This is a genomic window from Microbulbifer maximicatervae (SeqCode), from assembly GCF_052468155.1.
This window is the reverse complement of sequence record NZ_CP174335.1, coordinates 3,947,010-3,962,402: the sequence shown is the minus strand read 5'-3', so window position 1 is coordinate 3,962,402 and position 15,393 is coordinate 3,947,010. Positions and strand designations below refer to the sequence as shown.

Sequence of the window (15,393 nt, the reverse complement as noted above, 5' to 3'; positions counted from 1 at the left end):
GAAAACGAGGCGCTCTTTACCCCGCTTAAACTCGCTCTTCCTCTTCCAAGCCCCTGCGCTCCTCTAAATTGTTAGATACTTTTCTGCGATCTATAGGAAGCTCATGTCCGTCAAAAGCCATCTGATTATGATCTGGCTGCTTTGCATCACTCTCAATGTCGAGGGGCAAGTTGTACACGATGCCGAGTTTTATATTCTCAAGATGCAAAACGGCGAACGTTGGGATCAAGAGGATGCGGAGCTTGAGCAACGCTTACAGCAGTTGCGGCAGAAATATGGACAGCCACCGAATATAGTATTCCTGCTGTGGGATGACACTGCATTTGGAGCTGTTGGCTTTCCTGCGTTACAAAAGAACTTTGGCTACTCAACGCCAAATCTAAATCAGATGGCTTCAGAGGGTATCAACTTTACCCGCATGTACTCTGAGCCCTCATGCACACCAACCCGCGCTGCTGCGCTCACCGGACGGCTACCGGTGCGCTATGGCATGGGTGAAGTGGGTATGCCCCATGAGTTTTCTGGTCTACGCGCAGAAGAAGTCACTATTGCCGAGGTACTTTCGCAAGCGGGTTATACGACAGGCTTTTTCGGCAAGGGGCACCTTGGAGATATCGAGGAGAGTTATTTACACAATCAGGGGTTCGATGAGGCGTTGTTCACTCCGATGAACCAGATTACCTCCCTGTTTAACCCCCAGGCAAATGTAGCAAATGCGGTGCTGGGCATGTTCCCCGAAATCTATCCACCTGACCCCTATCAGTTGGACAGCCCTGGTCTGATTCCCGCTGGCTGGGTAATGAATATTGAAGGGAAAAAGGGACAACCCGGGCGGGAATGGTGCGGAACATCCAACGAGTGCTTCGCCAAGTTTGATCCAGAAGCAGAACAGAGAACGCTGGCCTTTATTCGTCGCAGTGCAGAGCAGAAGAAACCGTTTTTCGTTGCCTACTGGCCCAATCTCCTTAATTTCATGGCGATGTATAACCCCAAGCGCTCGGTAGCCGGGCTGATGGTTGCCGATGCCTTCCCGGCGATGGATAACTTTGTCGGGGTGCTGATGCAAGAATTGAAAAGCTTAGGGCTCGCTGAAAATACCTTGTTCGTTGCAATGGCGGATAACGGTCCTATGGTCCACAGTCCGCCGGCGGGGTGGGGAATGCTGCCCATGTTGTATCGGGGTGGCAAAGGGGATTTTACTGAGGGCGGCGTTCGCGTACCTGCTTTTGCCTGGTGGCCAGGAACTATCGAAGCGGGACAAACGGCAGGAGATATTATTCATATCACTGACCTGTATACGACTTTCGCTCGCTTGGGTGGAGCAACTGATGCTATTCCCACGGATCGCGTCGTTGATGGCCTCGACCAGACGGCTCTGTTCCTAAACGGCGATACTCATGGCCGCCGGGATTATGTATTTATTTATACGGGTAAGGAATTGGGGGCAACAGTAAAGGGGCGATATAAGAGGCATTGGCTGGGAGCGGGGGAGGTGGCAGGGTCGGGGATGCCGGAGGCTTATTTCGATTTATATATGGATCCACGGGAGGAGTCCCCGCAGTTGGTGCCGTTAATTTACACCCAGGGACAGTTCAATCATATGGTGGCTCGCCACCGCTTGTTCAAACGTAAATATCCAGACGTAGCCAGCGGCAAAGGCATACCCTATACCGGGCTGGCCAATGCGCGCCCTGAGACACAGGCTATTGGTGAACGCGTGCGCGCAGTCATCAGTGAGATGCCATTCACTGTTGAAGACTATCTCGAGTATCAGATCCCCGGTGCCGACAAGGTCGGCGACTGGGGAGATTAAAACGCTAACTCCACAGTGAGTAGGCTTGGACTAGTGGTGGAGGCCCAGATTCTGATTTAGTCGAACTTCGCCACTTCGCTGCACTGTAATGGAAGGCATAATGGACCTGCTCAGGCCAATTTTTGCCTGAAGTTCATAGGGTACCGATTGCTGCCCTCTATTCGCTAATTCAGCGGCGGCGAATAGAGACCCCATCCAGCTCGCAGTTGCGTCTACCGAGATGTCATCCTGGCCATAGGGGGCAATGGGCAATAAGTTGTTTGAGGTTCCTGTCATCACTTTGTGGCCGGCAAGACTGAGCTTGTAGTAGATCCCGGAGAGGGGTAGCTCTTGGTTGTTGGGGTTGAAAATGCGCAAATGGATTCTGAAGCGCAGATCGCTGCCGACGGCAGGAGGAAGCGGCTCCAGCCCAATAATCTCAACCTCTGGCTGCTGAAAATTGGGCGATAAAGCGGCGCAACCACCCATGAATAGAGCGAATAATACGAGTAAGTTCAGTTGTAAAAGTTTAATCACTGCTTGTCCTTCATTTTTCTCTCTTCTGATAAGTGCGAGGTTGGTGTCCCAGCGCTTACTCCACGACCACCACAGTTTTATTTCTCTTGCTTGCTTATTGAGCAACCGCTCGAATTGCTTCATTCTACGATCCTGATGGATCGAAGAAGGTTGTTGCCTCTGTGCAAACTTCGCCATGGATTTCTACTAACGGAGACAATAGATGAGCAAGTGGTTCATTCTTCTGACAACAATGGTGGTGATATTGTTCGCCAGCTGGAAATGGCTTTTGCTTCCGGCTATTGAAAAGTCGATGAACAAAATAGAGCCGGGCAAAATTGCAGCGCTGTCATCTGAGGCTAAAGCGCTACACCAAAGTCTATTGGTAGGTGATCTCCACGCAGATAGTTTCCTGTGGGCCAGGGATTTGAGGAAGCGAGCCGACTATGGTCATCTGGATCTCCCCCGGGCGCGAGAAGGTAACCTGGGTATCCAGGTCTTCACATCAGTTACCAAGTCTCCCCGGGGGCAGAACTATCAGAAGAACTCCAGCAAAGCTGGCGATAACATAACCTTATTGGCCATTGCTCAGGCGTGGCCAGTAAAGGCGTGGGGCAGCCTGTATGAGCGGGCGCTCTATCATGCAGAGCGTGTTAATGCGCTACAGCAATCTGCGCCTGACCAAATACGTATCGTCAAAAGTGCGGCAGATTTACAAGAGGTGCTTGTAGCAAGGAAGCAGGGTGGAGAGGTTTTGGCCGCACTCCTTGGCACTGAAGGTGCCCATCCTTTGGAAGGGAAGATCGAAAACATCGGTCGCCTATACGATGCTGGCTTCCGAGTGATGGGGTTGCAACACTTTTTCGACAATGAGCTGGGTGGCTCCCTGCATGGAGAAAGCGGGCAGGGTTTGAGCGCATTTGGCCGGAAAGCAGTGCAGGAGATGGAAAGGCGCTCTATTGTGATTGACGTCGCCCACTCCTCCGAGCAGGTCGTCCGCGAAGTTTTGGATATTGCCGAGCGCCCAGTGATTGTTTCCCATACCGGGCTTCAAGGGGCGTGTAACTCACGCCGGAATATCAGTGACGAGCTAATGAAGGAGATAGCGGGCAAAGGAGGCTTGGTTGGAATCGGTTTCTGGCCTGGTGCTGTCTGTGATACAAGCCCCAAGAGCATTGTTAAATCCATTCGTTATGCCATTGATACACTGGGTGTGGATCATGTCGCATTGGGGTCGGACTATGACGGCAGTGTAAAGGTTGCATTTGACGTAAGTGAACTGGGCGTGCTTACCGCAGAAATGCTTCGGCAAGGGTTTACTGAAGAAGAGATCCGTAAAGTAATGGGTGAGAACCTGAGAGATTTCTTCCTTACTCAACTTCCCAGTTAATATCATATAGGAAGGTTGAATTTAGATTCCGCAGCCTTCTCAACAGATATATTAGCGCTGGCATTTGATAGCTCACTGTTCTGATGAGTTTGTTATTACCAGCGCAATACTTGCACTCGTATATGATTAAAAATAAATAACTTTCTGCACATATCCAAACGCAATTTAAACTGGAAGTTTGTATCATATTTTGCTCTTTATGCCCTGAAAAGCCAACTGTAACCAAGTGTAATTAAATTCCAGTTTACTTTTTAAAGTGACTTAAAGCTAAAAAAGCCGCAGGAAAATTGATAGAGATAAAACTGTAGGTAAGAAAAATAGAACATGGGCCGCGATACCGCGGATAGGCAAAAGTCCACTATCTCTAAAGAATAGGGAGACCTCCATGTTCAATCCGAAACTAACAGAAACAGAATTTCTATTGGATCAGGCAAATTACATCCAACCCGGTGTCCACAATGACGTCAGGCGTGGAGTTTGTTACGCATTATCCTACATGTGGGTGAGACTCGGCTTGCAACCCGGTGGTCATATAAATATGCACCTCCAGGCAGGACTGCAACAGCGTTACCATAATACGGGAATTGGAAACGCCCTCAACAGAGCAACTCCAGGTATGTTTTTAAGGGCTGTTGGCGGGTCGACCACCACCTTTGGGCAGCCTATCTATACAATGCAAAGGGCAATTTCCGCGCAGCAGCAGATCCAGGGAAATGTGATGGGTATATCGTCAGGGTTAAGGACGATTTGTCGGACAGATGGGTATACCGAGCACTGTATCGCCCGTGGGCATCAGTTGAACCCATTTGAGCCTTTTTCCACATTTTTGCGATGGATACGGCAGGGGATGGCCCGCCTTAATCAAGGTTTTGCATTGATAGGGTTCCTGGGCCCCAACAGCGGCCATGCAATTGCAATTCAAGTACAGAATGGTAATACCTGGAGACTTTTTGACCCCAATTTTGGCTCCTTTGTATTTAACGGATACAACCGCTTTAAGGCCGAATTACACCAGCTGGCTTTGATATACCTGGCGATGGGCACTGCTGGTGGAAGCTGGATGATTTCAACTTTTAGATAAGTTAGTGGGGTTGTTTTATTGTCTAGGTATCACAGGGTCGCTTAGGCGACCCTGTGCGTTGAGTTTAAGTGCAAGCGTATACTAGAGAATTTAGACCGCAGTAAAAGTCCTGATGAGTCAATTAGGGGGGTTAGTCTGGCACTTCCAGTTTTAATATTGACTACTTGGCAGCGATACACTCAATTTCAATTTGGGCGTCCAGCGCTAGGGACTCCACTGCAAAGGTAGTCCTTGCAGGGTAGGGGGAGGCAAAAGCTTTCTGGTAGATGTTGTTGAATTCAGGGAAATTCTTGATATCTGTTAAAATGACCGTGCATTTAACAACATCTTTCATTTCGTAGTCGTAGCGCTCCAGAGTTTGCTTTATGTTGTCTAGAGTCTGTTTGGTCTCCGCAGCGAATCCCCCTTGGGCTAACCGCTTAGTCTCCGGTGAAAGCCCTATTTGGCCAGAAAGAAATAGCTGGTTGCCAACTTTTACAGCCTCTGAAAACGGTAGCTTTGAGGCTGATCCTGTTGGGTTCAGAAATTCAACCTGCTCAGCCTCCTTTGCATAGCTGAAACTGGAAAGCGTAATAGTGAAAAGTGCAGAAATTAATGCATTTATAGGTGATATCTTTATCTTCATTGGAATCTTTTTTTGTAAGTTTTTCATAAAAGCTGGGGCCGGTGTATCTTGCGGTCGATCACTTTTTGTTCTTGGTGATTACCTCAAAAAACTTAGATGGGTTTCTAGAGCAAGGGTGCATTGGAGCTTACGAGTAACCACCTTCGCTTTAGTTGAGTATAACCTGCTGGAGCGAGCTAATTGGATTAAGGTACTAAAGGGTATATTGGGTGGTGATTATACATGCAATTCGTATCTAATTTGTACGCATTGGCGACGGTGATGAATGCGAGAGTTTTCTCGTATTATGAGCAACTCAATCCCATTGCTTACCTGAGCGCCACTTTTAACATTGCTGGATTATTGAACAATAGTGCTCTGGAGTGACTGACTCGGTAGCGCTGCTATTCGAGTGCGCTATTCTCGCCCTAAGCCAATCGAGCTTTGAGTGGACCGATCTCTTTTAATTGAAACCAACACACGCATTTTATTGTAGAAATATAGATTTGCCAGGATTTTGGCTAAACTTGAGTGCTGAATTAGGGAAGTGGTATGTCCAACCACCAAAAGAACGGAAACGCTCGAAACTAAATACTTCAAAACCTGATTCTCAAATTGGCGTGTATGTCATCTAAAGCTGTATATTTGTACAGCTGCATGCATTGACAGCTCTCTAGTGTGAGAGGTAATATATTTACAGCTGCTTTGGTTTTCATGCAGCAACCATCCTTTCTTGAACCGGCCCCCAAGCCGGTTTTTTTATTCTTCCTTGGTCGGTTTATTTTATCTCTAGTTTAGGGTAGTTAATTGAGCGTATGGCATACATTGGCCATTGAGGGGGTCGGCTTGATTCTTTTTTCTGTGCTTTTGGGTGTACAGGCATGGAGGTGCCGCTAAGAACCTCTGGTCGTCCAATAGTGGTCGGAATTAAAGTAAAGATGAAAGAGACACTGATGAGTGAATGTCATCTTATCCGCTCCTCTAAGCTATCTAGATTCTGTGGTTTATGGTGATAGGGGAGATGTATTGTCTCAAGTTTTCCTTTCCGGAAAATTTGGCCCGGATACTGGAGCTCCCGAAATAGGATGCCTTGCCCTTAACTGGGTTAGGGCTCGCTTTGCAGTCGAGTTTAGCGAGGCCGCAAAGCGAGTGTGAGATTGAAGGCCAAATGCTTAACTTAAGGTCGCTTCTTCTTGTTGGTAGGTTAATGTCGGTATGTGATGTTTGAAGTTTGGTTTTAGGTCATCATCATCCAATACGATCCACCTTAAAAAGGCAGAGAATTCTTGCCCGCAGCTATCGCTCTGCAAGAGACTCTCGATATATCTGCGGACGGTAAATTGCACCCCTCTGAAAAGGTGGGGGAGATTCGTAAATACAACGAACTGATTGCGGAGCAAGCGGATATCGAGGCTCAAGCAGATAGGTTTAGCATTACTAATGAAAAAAATAACTATATCGCTAATCTCAATTTGCTGACCAGCTATCTGGAAGACTTGGACCCACCTTGGGACGATTTAGAAAATACGACACCGATAGCGCGAGGGACATGGAATACTCGCTGGACGGCAGTAGGTAGTGCTAAGAGTGCATTGCTGAGGGCTGTTGCCGACCAAGCCATAGTCGTGGCTGAGGCGACAGGTGATAAGATCGCGAAACTCGCCTCCGGCGATAACTTGGTCCAAGGTGATTTCTCCGATGATGAGCTGTACTGGAGCAAGGGAGAGGTTTTTACCAATACCGCAGACTACCCCTACCTCCCTGAGGGGATGAAAGTTTTATTGGAGCCATGAAGCCATCTAGCTTGTGGCCCCTAGAGGAATACCTTTGAAAGCTCCATTTAAGGCTTGTTCATTGCGCCCAATGGTTAAGTTTGCCATAACACCAAATTCCTTATCTGGCGTTACATAACCTAAAGCTCCAGCGGTCTCTTCAACATCGCTAAACCTTGTAAGCTCTTCAATAACATCAATGATTAAATTTAATTGAGCAAGAGGATCGCTTTCACTAAATAAAATTTTAGTGTTAAAGATTGTTGCGGTTTCGTTATTCGTTTCAATAGTAAATAAAAGTTGTTCGGTGGTTTTGGTTATTTTCTTATAGTATTCTAAAATATCATCCCTAATATTTTCTTTTTCCGCACAAGGAATTGTTACTTCACTTTCTTTGCTAAGCTTTGTAAGTTTGATATCCCTTAGTATATTTTCGTAGGATGCATTTACCTCAATAAGGTCATTAGTCAACTCTGTTAGTAGGTCTTGCTGATCCTCATGCCCTGTAGACGTAGGGCTAAAAACTGGATGCGTTTTCTTTATATTGTTATGTGGGAATAGCGCTCGATAAAGCGAGTTGTATTTAAATTTTACTTCTTTGTCTGTTTCTATTTTCTCCAGCAGCTCAAAGAATTCTTTTTTGTGCGAGTAGTATTTTGTAATTACGTTTTGCGTTACTGCTTCCTTAAGGGTTTCAGCCATTTGTGATGATCTGCGATGCGCCACAAAAAGACCAGTAAGAGGGAGGGAAAGTGCTGCAAGTGATAATGGAAGCCTGAAATATTCAAATAGGCGGTTCCAACCCTTATATGATGGGTCAAACGAAAACTTACCCTCCTGATAAATAATCCCGGCAACAATAATCGAAAGCGCTACAGGGAAAAGTAGAAAAAGCTTAAAGTACCCTGATTGCCAGAGAGTACGTTCTTTTGTCGGCTTTTGGGGGGGACCACCAGTCTTTAAGTTCTCGCCGGTATTTCCAGCATAAGCATAAACTTAATAGTAAAAATAGGTAGTTGCTGATAGCTAGTGAAGAAAATGTTAGCAGTCCAGCTATAAAAATAATTGAATTGGTCAGTAGTGAGCTTCCTAGTTTTCTTTTTGTCAACCTCTAACTCCTTTAGACTAACGCTATGAGCAAATGTTGATCCTACCCACCAAAGACGGACACTCTCTTAAGCGATAAACTACGCAGCAGAGGTGCCCTATGACACGATCAAGTAAATCAACCAAAACCACTCGTAAAAAATACTCAGAGGAATATAGAAAAGATGCCCTAGCACTGGCGGTCAAGGTAGGGGTAAGCGTTGCCGCTAAACAGCTTGGGTTACATCCTTCCCAGATTTACGGATGGCGAAGCAAGGCTAAGTTACATCAGAGCCGAGGGGATGCCGAGAGAGAGCTGGCCACAGAGAATGCTCGCCTTAAGCGGCAGCTGGCTGAGCAGGCAGAGGAGCTGGCGATCTTAAAAAAGGCCGCAGCGTACTTTGCAAAGAGCCTGAAATGAGGTACGCCTTCATGCTAAAGCACAGGCATAAGTTCAGCATCAAAGCGATGGCTAAGGTATTGAGCGTATCTCGCAGTGGGTTTTACGATTGGGTGTCAAGATCGGCCGATCAATCCAAGCGCCAGCAGTACCAAATGGAGCTTGATGGTTTGGTACAGCAGCGCTTTATAACCAGTAAAGAACGTAGTGGCGCCCCTCGCCTGACGAGGGAATTGGCCAGTGAGGGGAGTAAATATAATCAAAAAACAGTTGCTGCCAGCATGCGTCGACAGGGCCTACGGGCTAAAGCCGCCAAGAGATATAAAGCCACAACCTACTCAAAACATGGTCTGCCAGTGGCCCCAAATCTGCTCGAGCAGAACTTCAATACTGAAGCGCCGAATCAGAAATGGGTCGGGGATATTACCTACCTACGAACAGAAGAGGGTTGGTTATATCTGGCTGTAGTGATAGACCTATATAGTCGGCTGGTTATTGGTTGGGCGATGTCAGAAACGATGACAGCTACATTGGTCTGTGACGCCCTTCAAATGGCTTTATGGCGACGTAAGAAACCTACAAATGTTATCGTGCATACTGACAGGGGAAGCCAATATTGCTCTAAAGATTATCAATCTTTAATTACAGCTTATGATCTGCGGTGCAGCATGAGCGCCAAAGGTAACTGCTATGATAACGCCTGCGCAGAAACGTTCTTCCACTCACTTAAGGTAGAAGTAATCCATGGTAACCGCTTTCCTACAAGGTGCCTCATGCGGGAAACCGTATTTGAGTATATAGAAATAGACTACAATCGAAATCGCTTACACAGCGCCAATGGCTATCTCAGCCCTGAGGCGTTTGAGGAACAACTAGTCGCTTAGTGGTGTGTCCGTTGTTGGTGGGTAGGATCATGTCGATATATCTTAACCTAGATGTGTAGCAGGATAAGATTGCTAAATGGGTGAGTGATGCTTGCTATCTAGGTCACCCCTAAGTCTGGAAGTGCCATCAAAAGATGGGTTTAGTAGCCAACTCTTTGTTGATACTCTAGTGCCAAATACCAGTTCTCGAATCTTACTTTACTATATTCTCTCCTGCCTGCTGTCGTGTAACTATGTAAAAAATGCATATTCAAAAGTTACAGCTATTTTCGGCAAAAAATTGGTTAATGGTTCTGCGAATTTGTCCAGCTCATAGATCATTGCTCCAAACTGTTTGTTTTACAAAATATCGCTATTTAGTTGATATCTGGGTACAAATTCTTATAAGTGCAGCTCTGTTACGCGTTAAGAAATGAATTTTTTAGTTTATCTCAATATTATCATCTGTCCGGCCAGTTTGAGCAAATAGGCCAGATGGCTCACAATTTGATGGCTGGAGGGGCAATTCCTATAGAGTGTCAAAGTAGGAATACTGTATAGATATACAGTATTCTAGTAGATTGACCATGTGTTACGGGATGGTTCCAAAGCGGAGATGGGGGCCAAGTTTGTTATGGCATGGCAATTTACTGGATTTACTCAATAACAGGGTATAAAGGGGGCCCCTAGGACACACTTGCATTATGGGCAAAGGCTGTACGATGGCCTGTACCCAATGGAAAGAAGGAGTTGATTGCAATGGCATATATAGAGACTCAAGCTGAGATTAAAGCCTACCTGGACACGATACATATGACTGCTGATACCGCTGACCCAAAAATTAGGGACATTCTTAAAGTGCAGGCCAACAATCTGGATGGGGCAGTTAGTTCTTTGGTGGATGAGCTGAATGCTCTTGCTGAGAAGCAGAAGCAGAAGCAGAAGCAGAAGCAGAAGCAGCTTCGCGAGCTGTTGAGGTAGTGTTTTGTTAAGGCACAGGGGGCCGCTCGCAACGCGCTCCTCTTGCCTGACTAGTACCTACTTACACATGCTGTATGAAAATACAGTGTGCGCTTAACCATGAAACTACTCTCTCTATACAGTAGTGGCATTAGCTGCGGTTTTCATTCTCCGGCAGTTGACTATAAAGAGTAACCGCAAAGCCTTGATGAGCATTTAATAACTAATGCTCCCCCGAGATTTATGGCTAGGGCTAATGGTGGCTCTATGCAAGTGGTGGGCATCTTTGACCGTGATGTGCTCATTGCCGATCGCTCACTGACACCTATGAATGGTGACGCTGTTGTGGTCGCTCTGGATGGCCAGCTAACATGTAAAATCTTGGATCTTAAGCGAGGCCGGCTGTTGTCCCCAATGGCAAATACAAGCCGATACCGGTATGGGAAGGAGTTGTTAGTTGAAGGGGTGGTTAAAGTATCTGTGCGGAATCATCGCCCAGTTTAGGTGCTGTCAGTGTCAGGGGTAGGGAAGCTCTATTTTCTTCGCTCAGGAAAAAAATTTTTAACTAGATTTGTATCGTTTGAGGGGGATAAAAATCAGTGCACCAAATTTGCATCAAAAGGTATGTAACTTATTGATTTCAAAGATCTGATTGGTGCCCGGGGCCGGACTTGAACCGGCACGGCCGTGAAGCCGGGAGATTTTAAGTCTCCTGTGTCTACCAATTCCACCACCCGGGCAGATCCTTTGCGAGAGAGGGCGATGTTTAATAGTTGCCCTTCATTCTCACTTTCATTGCATTCAACAGGATACTGCAATGAAGAGGAAAATGGAGGCTAGGGTCGGAATCGAACCGGCGTACACGGAGTTGCAGTCCGCTGCATGACCACTCTGCCACCTAGCCTTTTTTATCCGCCTTTGGCGGAAAAGAACGCTGCGAATTCTATCTGATAAATCTGAAAAATCCTAGCGTTTTCTTATACTTACGTGCGTTTCGCTGTGTAAGTGGGCGCCATTTTAGGGACTCTAGAGGATTAGTCAAGCATTGTTTTCATCAATGTTGCAAACAAGTGAAAAAAAGTAGGAAAAGTTACCTTCTGATGGTGGGGGAGGGCTGTAATAACTTTTAGCGCTGGTGCTCAAGAACCTATTTCCATTTGTTCTAAATTAATCTTCAGGTGTGCTGGCAATCTGTGACCTGTGTTCGATACTGTCTTTATCTGGCTAACACATCTCCCCCAACGTGTTTAGTAATGCTGGTAGGGTGGCTCACATGGCTGCCACCCGGAAGCAAGGATGAAATCCTCCAAGTTTCACTCCTAATGGTCTTGGCCCTGACGCTCTCCCCCCCCGTCGTCAGGGCTTTTTTTTGTCTGCTATTTACTGGAGCCTTTCGCCCGGTCTGTCAGGTTTTCTGTGGCTAATGCATCCACGGGTCTACCGGCTGCTTTCTCAGACAGGGATCTAAACCTTTCCAGAGTCACTTCACCGCGTGTTCGAGCCAGTTCTCGTGCGACGTCATCAATACTTGCCTTGCCATTGCTGGCCTCGCGAATCTCTTTATCCAGTTGCTGCATTACCCCGGCTGCACGGGCGGTAATGGGGCCGGACGAGCGTTCGACTAATAGTGAAGGAGCCTTCTTACCCCATTTAATCAGTTTATCCATTGCCTCCTGATAGCGGGCTTCACTGATGCCACCAGTTCGCCTTAAAATCTCCAGGGAGTAAAACTCAGCCAGTCCCTCTACAATCCAATCGCTCTCATCGTCGCCGTGAATTCCAGTGCCCACATGAACTAGCTCGTGGATCATGCTGCTGGTGCGGTTGCCGCTGATCAATGGTCGATCAGCATGCATATATAGAGAGCGTGTCCCCGACAGTCCGCCGCGCCACATGGGGTCGTCAGCGGTTACGATCAATAGATGATCAGGGAAGAGGGGGAAGATTTTCTTGAGCTCTGGCAGGTTCCAATTTAGGAAGGCCAGGATGTCTTGCCGCCGAATGTTCTCATTTTTAGGGCCTGCAACACGGGTTTCAGTGCCGGCAATCATATCCTGCCGACTGCCAATTTTCCCTACAATCATCCAGCCCTTGGGTCTTACAAACTTACGCTTGGGGTCAGATAGCTCGTATAGGTTATCTTCGATCTCAGGGTAGGGTAGGGCCGCATACCATTGGTCAGGAAGTTCCAACTTAAGGCGGGCGGTAGAGCGGCCACGGCTGGTTGCCGATACCGGTGCAATCAATTTATCGCTGCGGAGAATTGCCCAGTCTTTGGTGATCCGTGAGTCGTAGCCACCGTTGCTACGCTGGTTATCTATGACAAAGCGGTACTTGAGGGCGGGGTTCTTCCCTTTGGGGTACCAGGTTGCTTTGTCGCCCTCAATCTTTAGGGGGGTGTCACTTTCCAGGTCCTGATAGCGGCCAGAGCGCAAGTTTAGAACGAGCTTACTTGGCATATCATCACCGCTGAGTGCCATTTCCACCTCAGCCAGTTTGGAGTTGGGCGAGATCTCTGCACTGTAAAGAATCTCATAAGCCTGAAGAGCAGGGGATAGAGTGGCGAGTAATAGCGGCAGTGTTAGTAATCGTTTAAGCATCATTTCTTCAGCGGGAAATCCAACAATTAGTCGTTTCGACAGTATCTAAGCCTACAGGTGCCCTTGTGTCACCTTCAAGCAAACTGGTCACAAGCTAGCCAGTTATGAGGTGACAGTTTTGTGCCGTCAGGTTTCATTGGATTGGTTTTCAGATATGTACCACTTAAAAAGAATACACTTACAAAGTCGTTATCATATGGCGGCGCATACTAGTAAGCATCTCCCGTAAAAGTAAACAAGAAGATAGATATGGGTGGGCCGGCACAAACATCTTTTGAGAGGGCTGGGTTAGTGGGCAGGCATGCTGACTAAGTGGGAATTGAGCGCTACGAAGGATAAGACCGCAGCATAGCTGCGGTCTTAAAAGGTCTTTTGCAGTCTAACTAACGATGGCGACAGAGCTACCAATATCTGATTGCACGGGGATCAACGAACTGCATACCGTAGGCGCTCAGGGCAAATCCATCTGGAAAACTGCTTACCATTGGTTGCTGGGGGTTAACCGCGGCTATTTCGGAAGGGTAATAACCTCCCGGCACAAACTGCCCCTGCCAACTGGGTGTAGCTTGAGGGGGGTAGCCCTGTAACGGACTCATGGTAAATCCAGAGTATGGAGTGGCTGGGGAGGGACCTTGCGCGGTTGCGGTATGAGTACCCGCGGCCCTTGCTTGCTCTTTGGCGGACTCAAAAGCGGAATTGATACCGAAAAGCTTGGGAACACCTGCGCCAACTCTCTCTGCCCCGAGGGGCATTGGTGCGGCCAAGGATTGGATCAGTTGGAATAAGGCGGTCACTCTGGATACATCTTTCTGCCGGAGCGCACCTTTAAATAATGGATGGTGGGCAAGTAGTAGAGCTGCCAAACCGGTAATATGCGGCGCGGCCATTGATGTACCTGACTGAACATCGAAGCCTTTGTCAGGCACAGACGAAACGATACCCACACCAGGTGCGGCAACAGAAATTTCCTGGCCAAAAGCACTAAACCTAGGAACAAATAGACCGTCGGCTGATGCTGTTGAGGGTATTACTGTTTGAGCCTCCCAGGAATCTTTGGGGAACTCATTGAGCATTCCCAGAGCGCCGACAGCCATAGCATTTGGGGATCTGGCTGGATACTGGACTGCTCCGCCATTGTTGCCTGCGGCAACTATACAGGCGATACCATGTTGGACTGCTTCCTCGATTTGCTGCTCAACAGCCTCTGATGAATCAGAGCTGCCCAGGCTCATATTCACCACATCAACACCGAGCTCTATGCAATGTGAGAGTGCATCAATCAAGCTACTAAATTGCCCGCCGGGGAAAACTTTGAATACATAGATTTCGGCTTCAGGAGCAAATCCGCGTATTGCCTCGGAGCCAGAGGGTTGGCCTGTAATAATTCCCGCACAGTGGGTTCCATGGCCGACGATATCTTCTACCCAGCTATTGGTATCGTAATTATTGGTGACATCGATACCATTCTTTAAATGGCTCAGTATCGGGTGCTTATTGTCCGCACCGGAATCGATGATTGCGATTTTGATACCTTTGCCTGTGTATTCATCGGGTAGCTGGTCCAGGCCCATGTACTTTTGCCCCCAGCCATAGGAAGCATCATTGGGGAAGTTGGGTATGGCTTCGCTTAGGGGTTGGAGTTTCACCAGGTTCACACCGGTGAGCGACAGGGAAGGGCTGCGAATATATTTGTTCCAGAAATCTTTGGCGGGACGGATCAGAAGTGATTTCACTTGAGCGCCGCCGCTTTGCGCAAAAATACTGAGCGCAACTTCCCCTTTATTGTTAGTGACCCCCTCCTGGGGAAAGCCTGCGCTTTCAACAATTATTTGAGCGTCGCGTATGGGCTCACCTTTTGCGCCGATAACGCGGAAGTGCACCTGCTGAGCCTGGACATGGTATTCACGCAATAGTCCGGGTTGCTGTGCAAAAACTGCGGAAAAGGTCGGTGAATAACTCGCTTGCCCGTAAGAGAGAAGAGAGTCCAGTTCAACGGCGACGTTTGGTGGCGTGGTCTGGTAAAGTGCCGCAGCAGCATCCACATCCATACGGACTTTGTAAATATTGGTGGCCTCATCGGCGGAGGACAGCGTTTTTAGTTTTCTGCCGGGGCGTATTTCACGAAGCACCTCACAACCTGCCTGCCTGGCAATAGTGGAAATCACATGGTGCATTGAGCCCGAGCTCAATGGCTGCACGCCCATGGATTTAGCCATCAGGCTGCGGCGGGGTGAAATAAGTAACTCGACTTTCTCTGCAACCTCGACCGAAGGTTCTCCTGCGGCCTTTTCTTGTCGGGATTCAGTCATGTTCATGTTCCTTCGCTTTC

Annotated in this window: 12 protein-coding genes and 2 tRNA genes; 7 read left to right on the top strand and 7 right to left on the bottom strand. The window is 47.7% G+C overall.

Annotation, left to right across the window (positions count from 1 at the left end):
* Positions 1-103: 103 nt before the first annotated feature.
* Positions 104-1,813 carry a sulfatase-like hydrolase/transferase gene (locus ACJJIY_RS16880; protein ID WP_445358434.1) on the top strand — a complete coding sequence of 570 codons (1,710 nt, stop codon included), beginning with the start codon at positions 104-106 and terminating at the stop codon, positions 1,811-1,813.
* Positions 1,814-1,843: 30 nt separating this feature from the next.
* Here the strand turns inward: ACJJIY_RS16880 and ACJJIY_RS16875 are convergent, their stop codons facing one another.
* Positions 1,844-2,452 carry an LEA/WHy family protein gene (locus ACJJIY_RS16875; RefSeq protein ID WP_445358433.1) on the bottom strand — a complete coding sequence of 203 codons (609 nt, stop codon included), beginning with the start codon at positions 2,450-2,452 and terminating at the stop codon, positions 1,844-1,846.
* 79 nt (positions 2,453-2,531) lie between these two features.
* Between ACJJIY_RS16875 and ACJJIY_RS16870 the strand changes: the two genes are divergently transcribed.
* Together ACJJIY_RS16870 and ACJJIY_RS16865 are read left to right on the top strand one after the other, a co-directional pair.
* A complete protein-coding gene (locus ACJJIY_RS16870; protein WP_445358432.1) occupies positions 2,532-3,698 on the top strand; it encodes a dipeptidase in 1,167 nt (388 codons plus the stop codon).
* A gap of 385 nt (positions 3,699-4,083) precedes the next feature.
* The gene (locus ACJJIY_RS16865; protein ID WP_444905356.1) at positions 4,084-4,779 is read left to right on the top strand and encodes a YopT-type cysteine protease domain-containing protein; all 696 of its coding nucleotides are present in this window, start codon (positions 4,084-4,086) and stop codon (positions 4,777-4,779) included.
* 160 nt (positions 4,780-4,939) lie between these two features.
* On the opposite strand, the gene ACJJIY_RS16860 is transcribed toward ACJJIY_RS16865, so the two are convergent.
* Positions 4,940-5,404, bottom strand: a complete 465-nt coding sequence (locus tag ACJJIY_RS16860; RefSeq protein ID WP_445358431.1) for a RidA family protein — start codon at positions 5,402-5,404, stop codon at positions 4,940-4,942.
* Between the two features lie 1,265 nt (positions 5,405-6,669).
* Here ACJJIY_RS16860 and ACJJIY_RS16855 point away from each other — a divergent pair.
* The gene (locus ACJJIY_RS16855) at positions 6,670-7,176 is read left to right on the top strand and encodes a hypothetical protein (protein ID WP_445358430.1); all 507 of its coding nucleotides are present in this window, start codon (positions 6,670-6,672) and stop codon (positions 7,174-7,176) included.
* Between the two features lie 6 nt (positions 7,177-7,182).
* On the opposite strand, the gene ACJJIY_RS16850 is transcribed toward ACJJIY_RS16855, so the two are convergent.
* On the bottom strand, positions 7,183-7,857 hold the full coding sequence (locus tag ACJJIY_RS16850) for a hypothetical protein (RefSeq protein WP_445358429.1): 675 nt from the start codon (positions 7,855-7,857) through the stop codon (positions 7,183-7,185).
* A 505-nt stretch (positions 7,858-8,362) separates the two neighbouring features.
* Here ACJJIY_RS16850 and ACJJIY_RS16845 point away from each other — a divergent pair.
* The 3 genes from ACJJIY_RS16845 to ACJJIY_RS16835 all read left to right on the top strand — a co-directional run bounded on the left by ACJJIY_RS16845 (position 8,363) and on the right by ACJJIY_RS16835 (position 10,968).
* A protein-coding gene (locus ACJJIY_RS16845) for an IS3 family transposase (protein ID WP_445358428.1) occupies positions 8,363-9,525 on the top strand; the annotation gives its coding sequence in 2 pieces (ribosomal slippage) (positions 8,363-8,621 and positions 8,621-9,525; 1,164 coding nt in all).
* 738 nt (positions 9,526-10,263) lie between these two features.
* Positions 10,264-10,485, top strand: coding sequence for a hypothetical protein (locus tag ACJJIY_RS16840; RefSeq protein WP_445358427.1), 222 nt, complete (start codon positions 10,264-10,266; stop codon positions 10,483-10,485).
* A gap of 222 nt (positions 10,486-10,707) precedes the next feature.
* Positions 10,708-10,968, top strand: coding sequence for a LexA family protein (locus ACJJIY_RS16835; RefSeq protein ID WP_445358426.1), 261 nt, complete (start codon positions 10,708-10,710; stop codon positions 10,966-10,968).
* A gap of 149 nt (positions 10,969-11,117) precedes the next feature.
* Here the strand turns inward: ACJJIY_RS16835 and ACJJIY_RS16830 are convergent.
* The 4 genes from ACJJIY_RS16830 to ACJJIY_RS16815 all read right to left on the bottom strand — a co-directional run bounded on the left by ACJJIY_RS16830 (position 11,118) and on the right by ACJJIY_RS16815 (position 15,373).
* A tRNA-Leu gene (locus tag ACJJIY_RS16830) sits at positions 11,118-11,204 on the bottom strand.
* A 90-nt stretch (positions 11,205-11,294) separates the two neighbouring features.
* Positions 11,295-11,368: transfer RNA gene (locus ACJJIY_RS16825), tRNA-Cys, on the bottom strand.
* A 472-nt stretch (positions 11,369-11,840) separates the two neighbouring features.
* A complete protein-coding gene (locus ACJJIY_RS16820; protein ID WP_445358425.1) occupies positions 11,841-13,067 on the bottom strand; it encodes a hypothetical protein in 1,227 nt (408 codons plus the stop codon).
* Positions 13,068-13,465: 398 nt separating this feature from the next.
* Positions 13,466-15,373 (bottom strand): S8 family serine peptidase, encoded by a 1,908-nt coding sequence (locus ACJJIY_RS16815; RefSeq protein ID WP_445358424.1) that lies wholly within the window; start codon positions 15,371-15,373, stop codon positions 13,466-13,468.
* Positions 15,374-15,393: the final 20 nt, after the last annotated feature.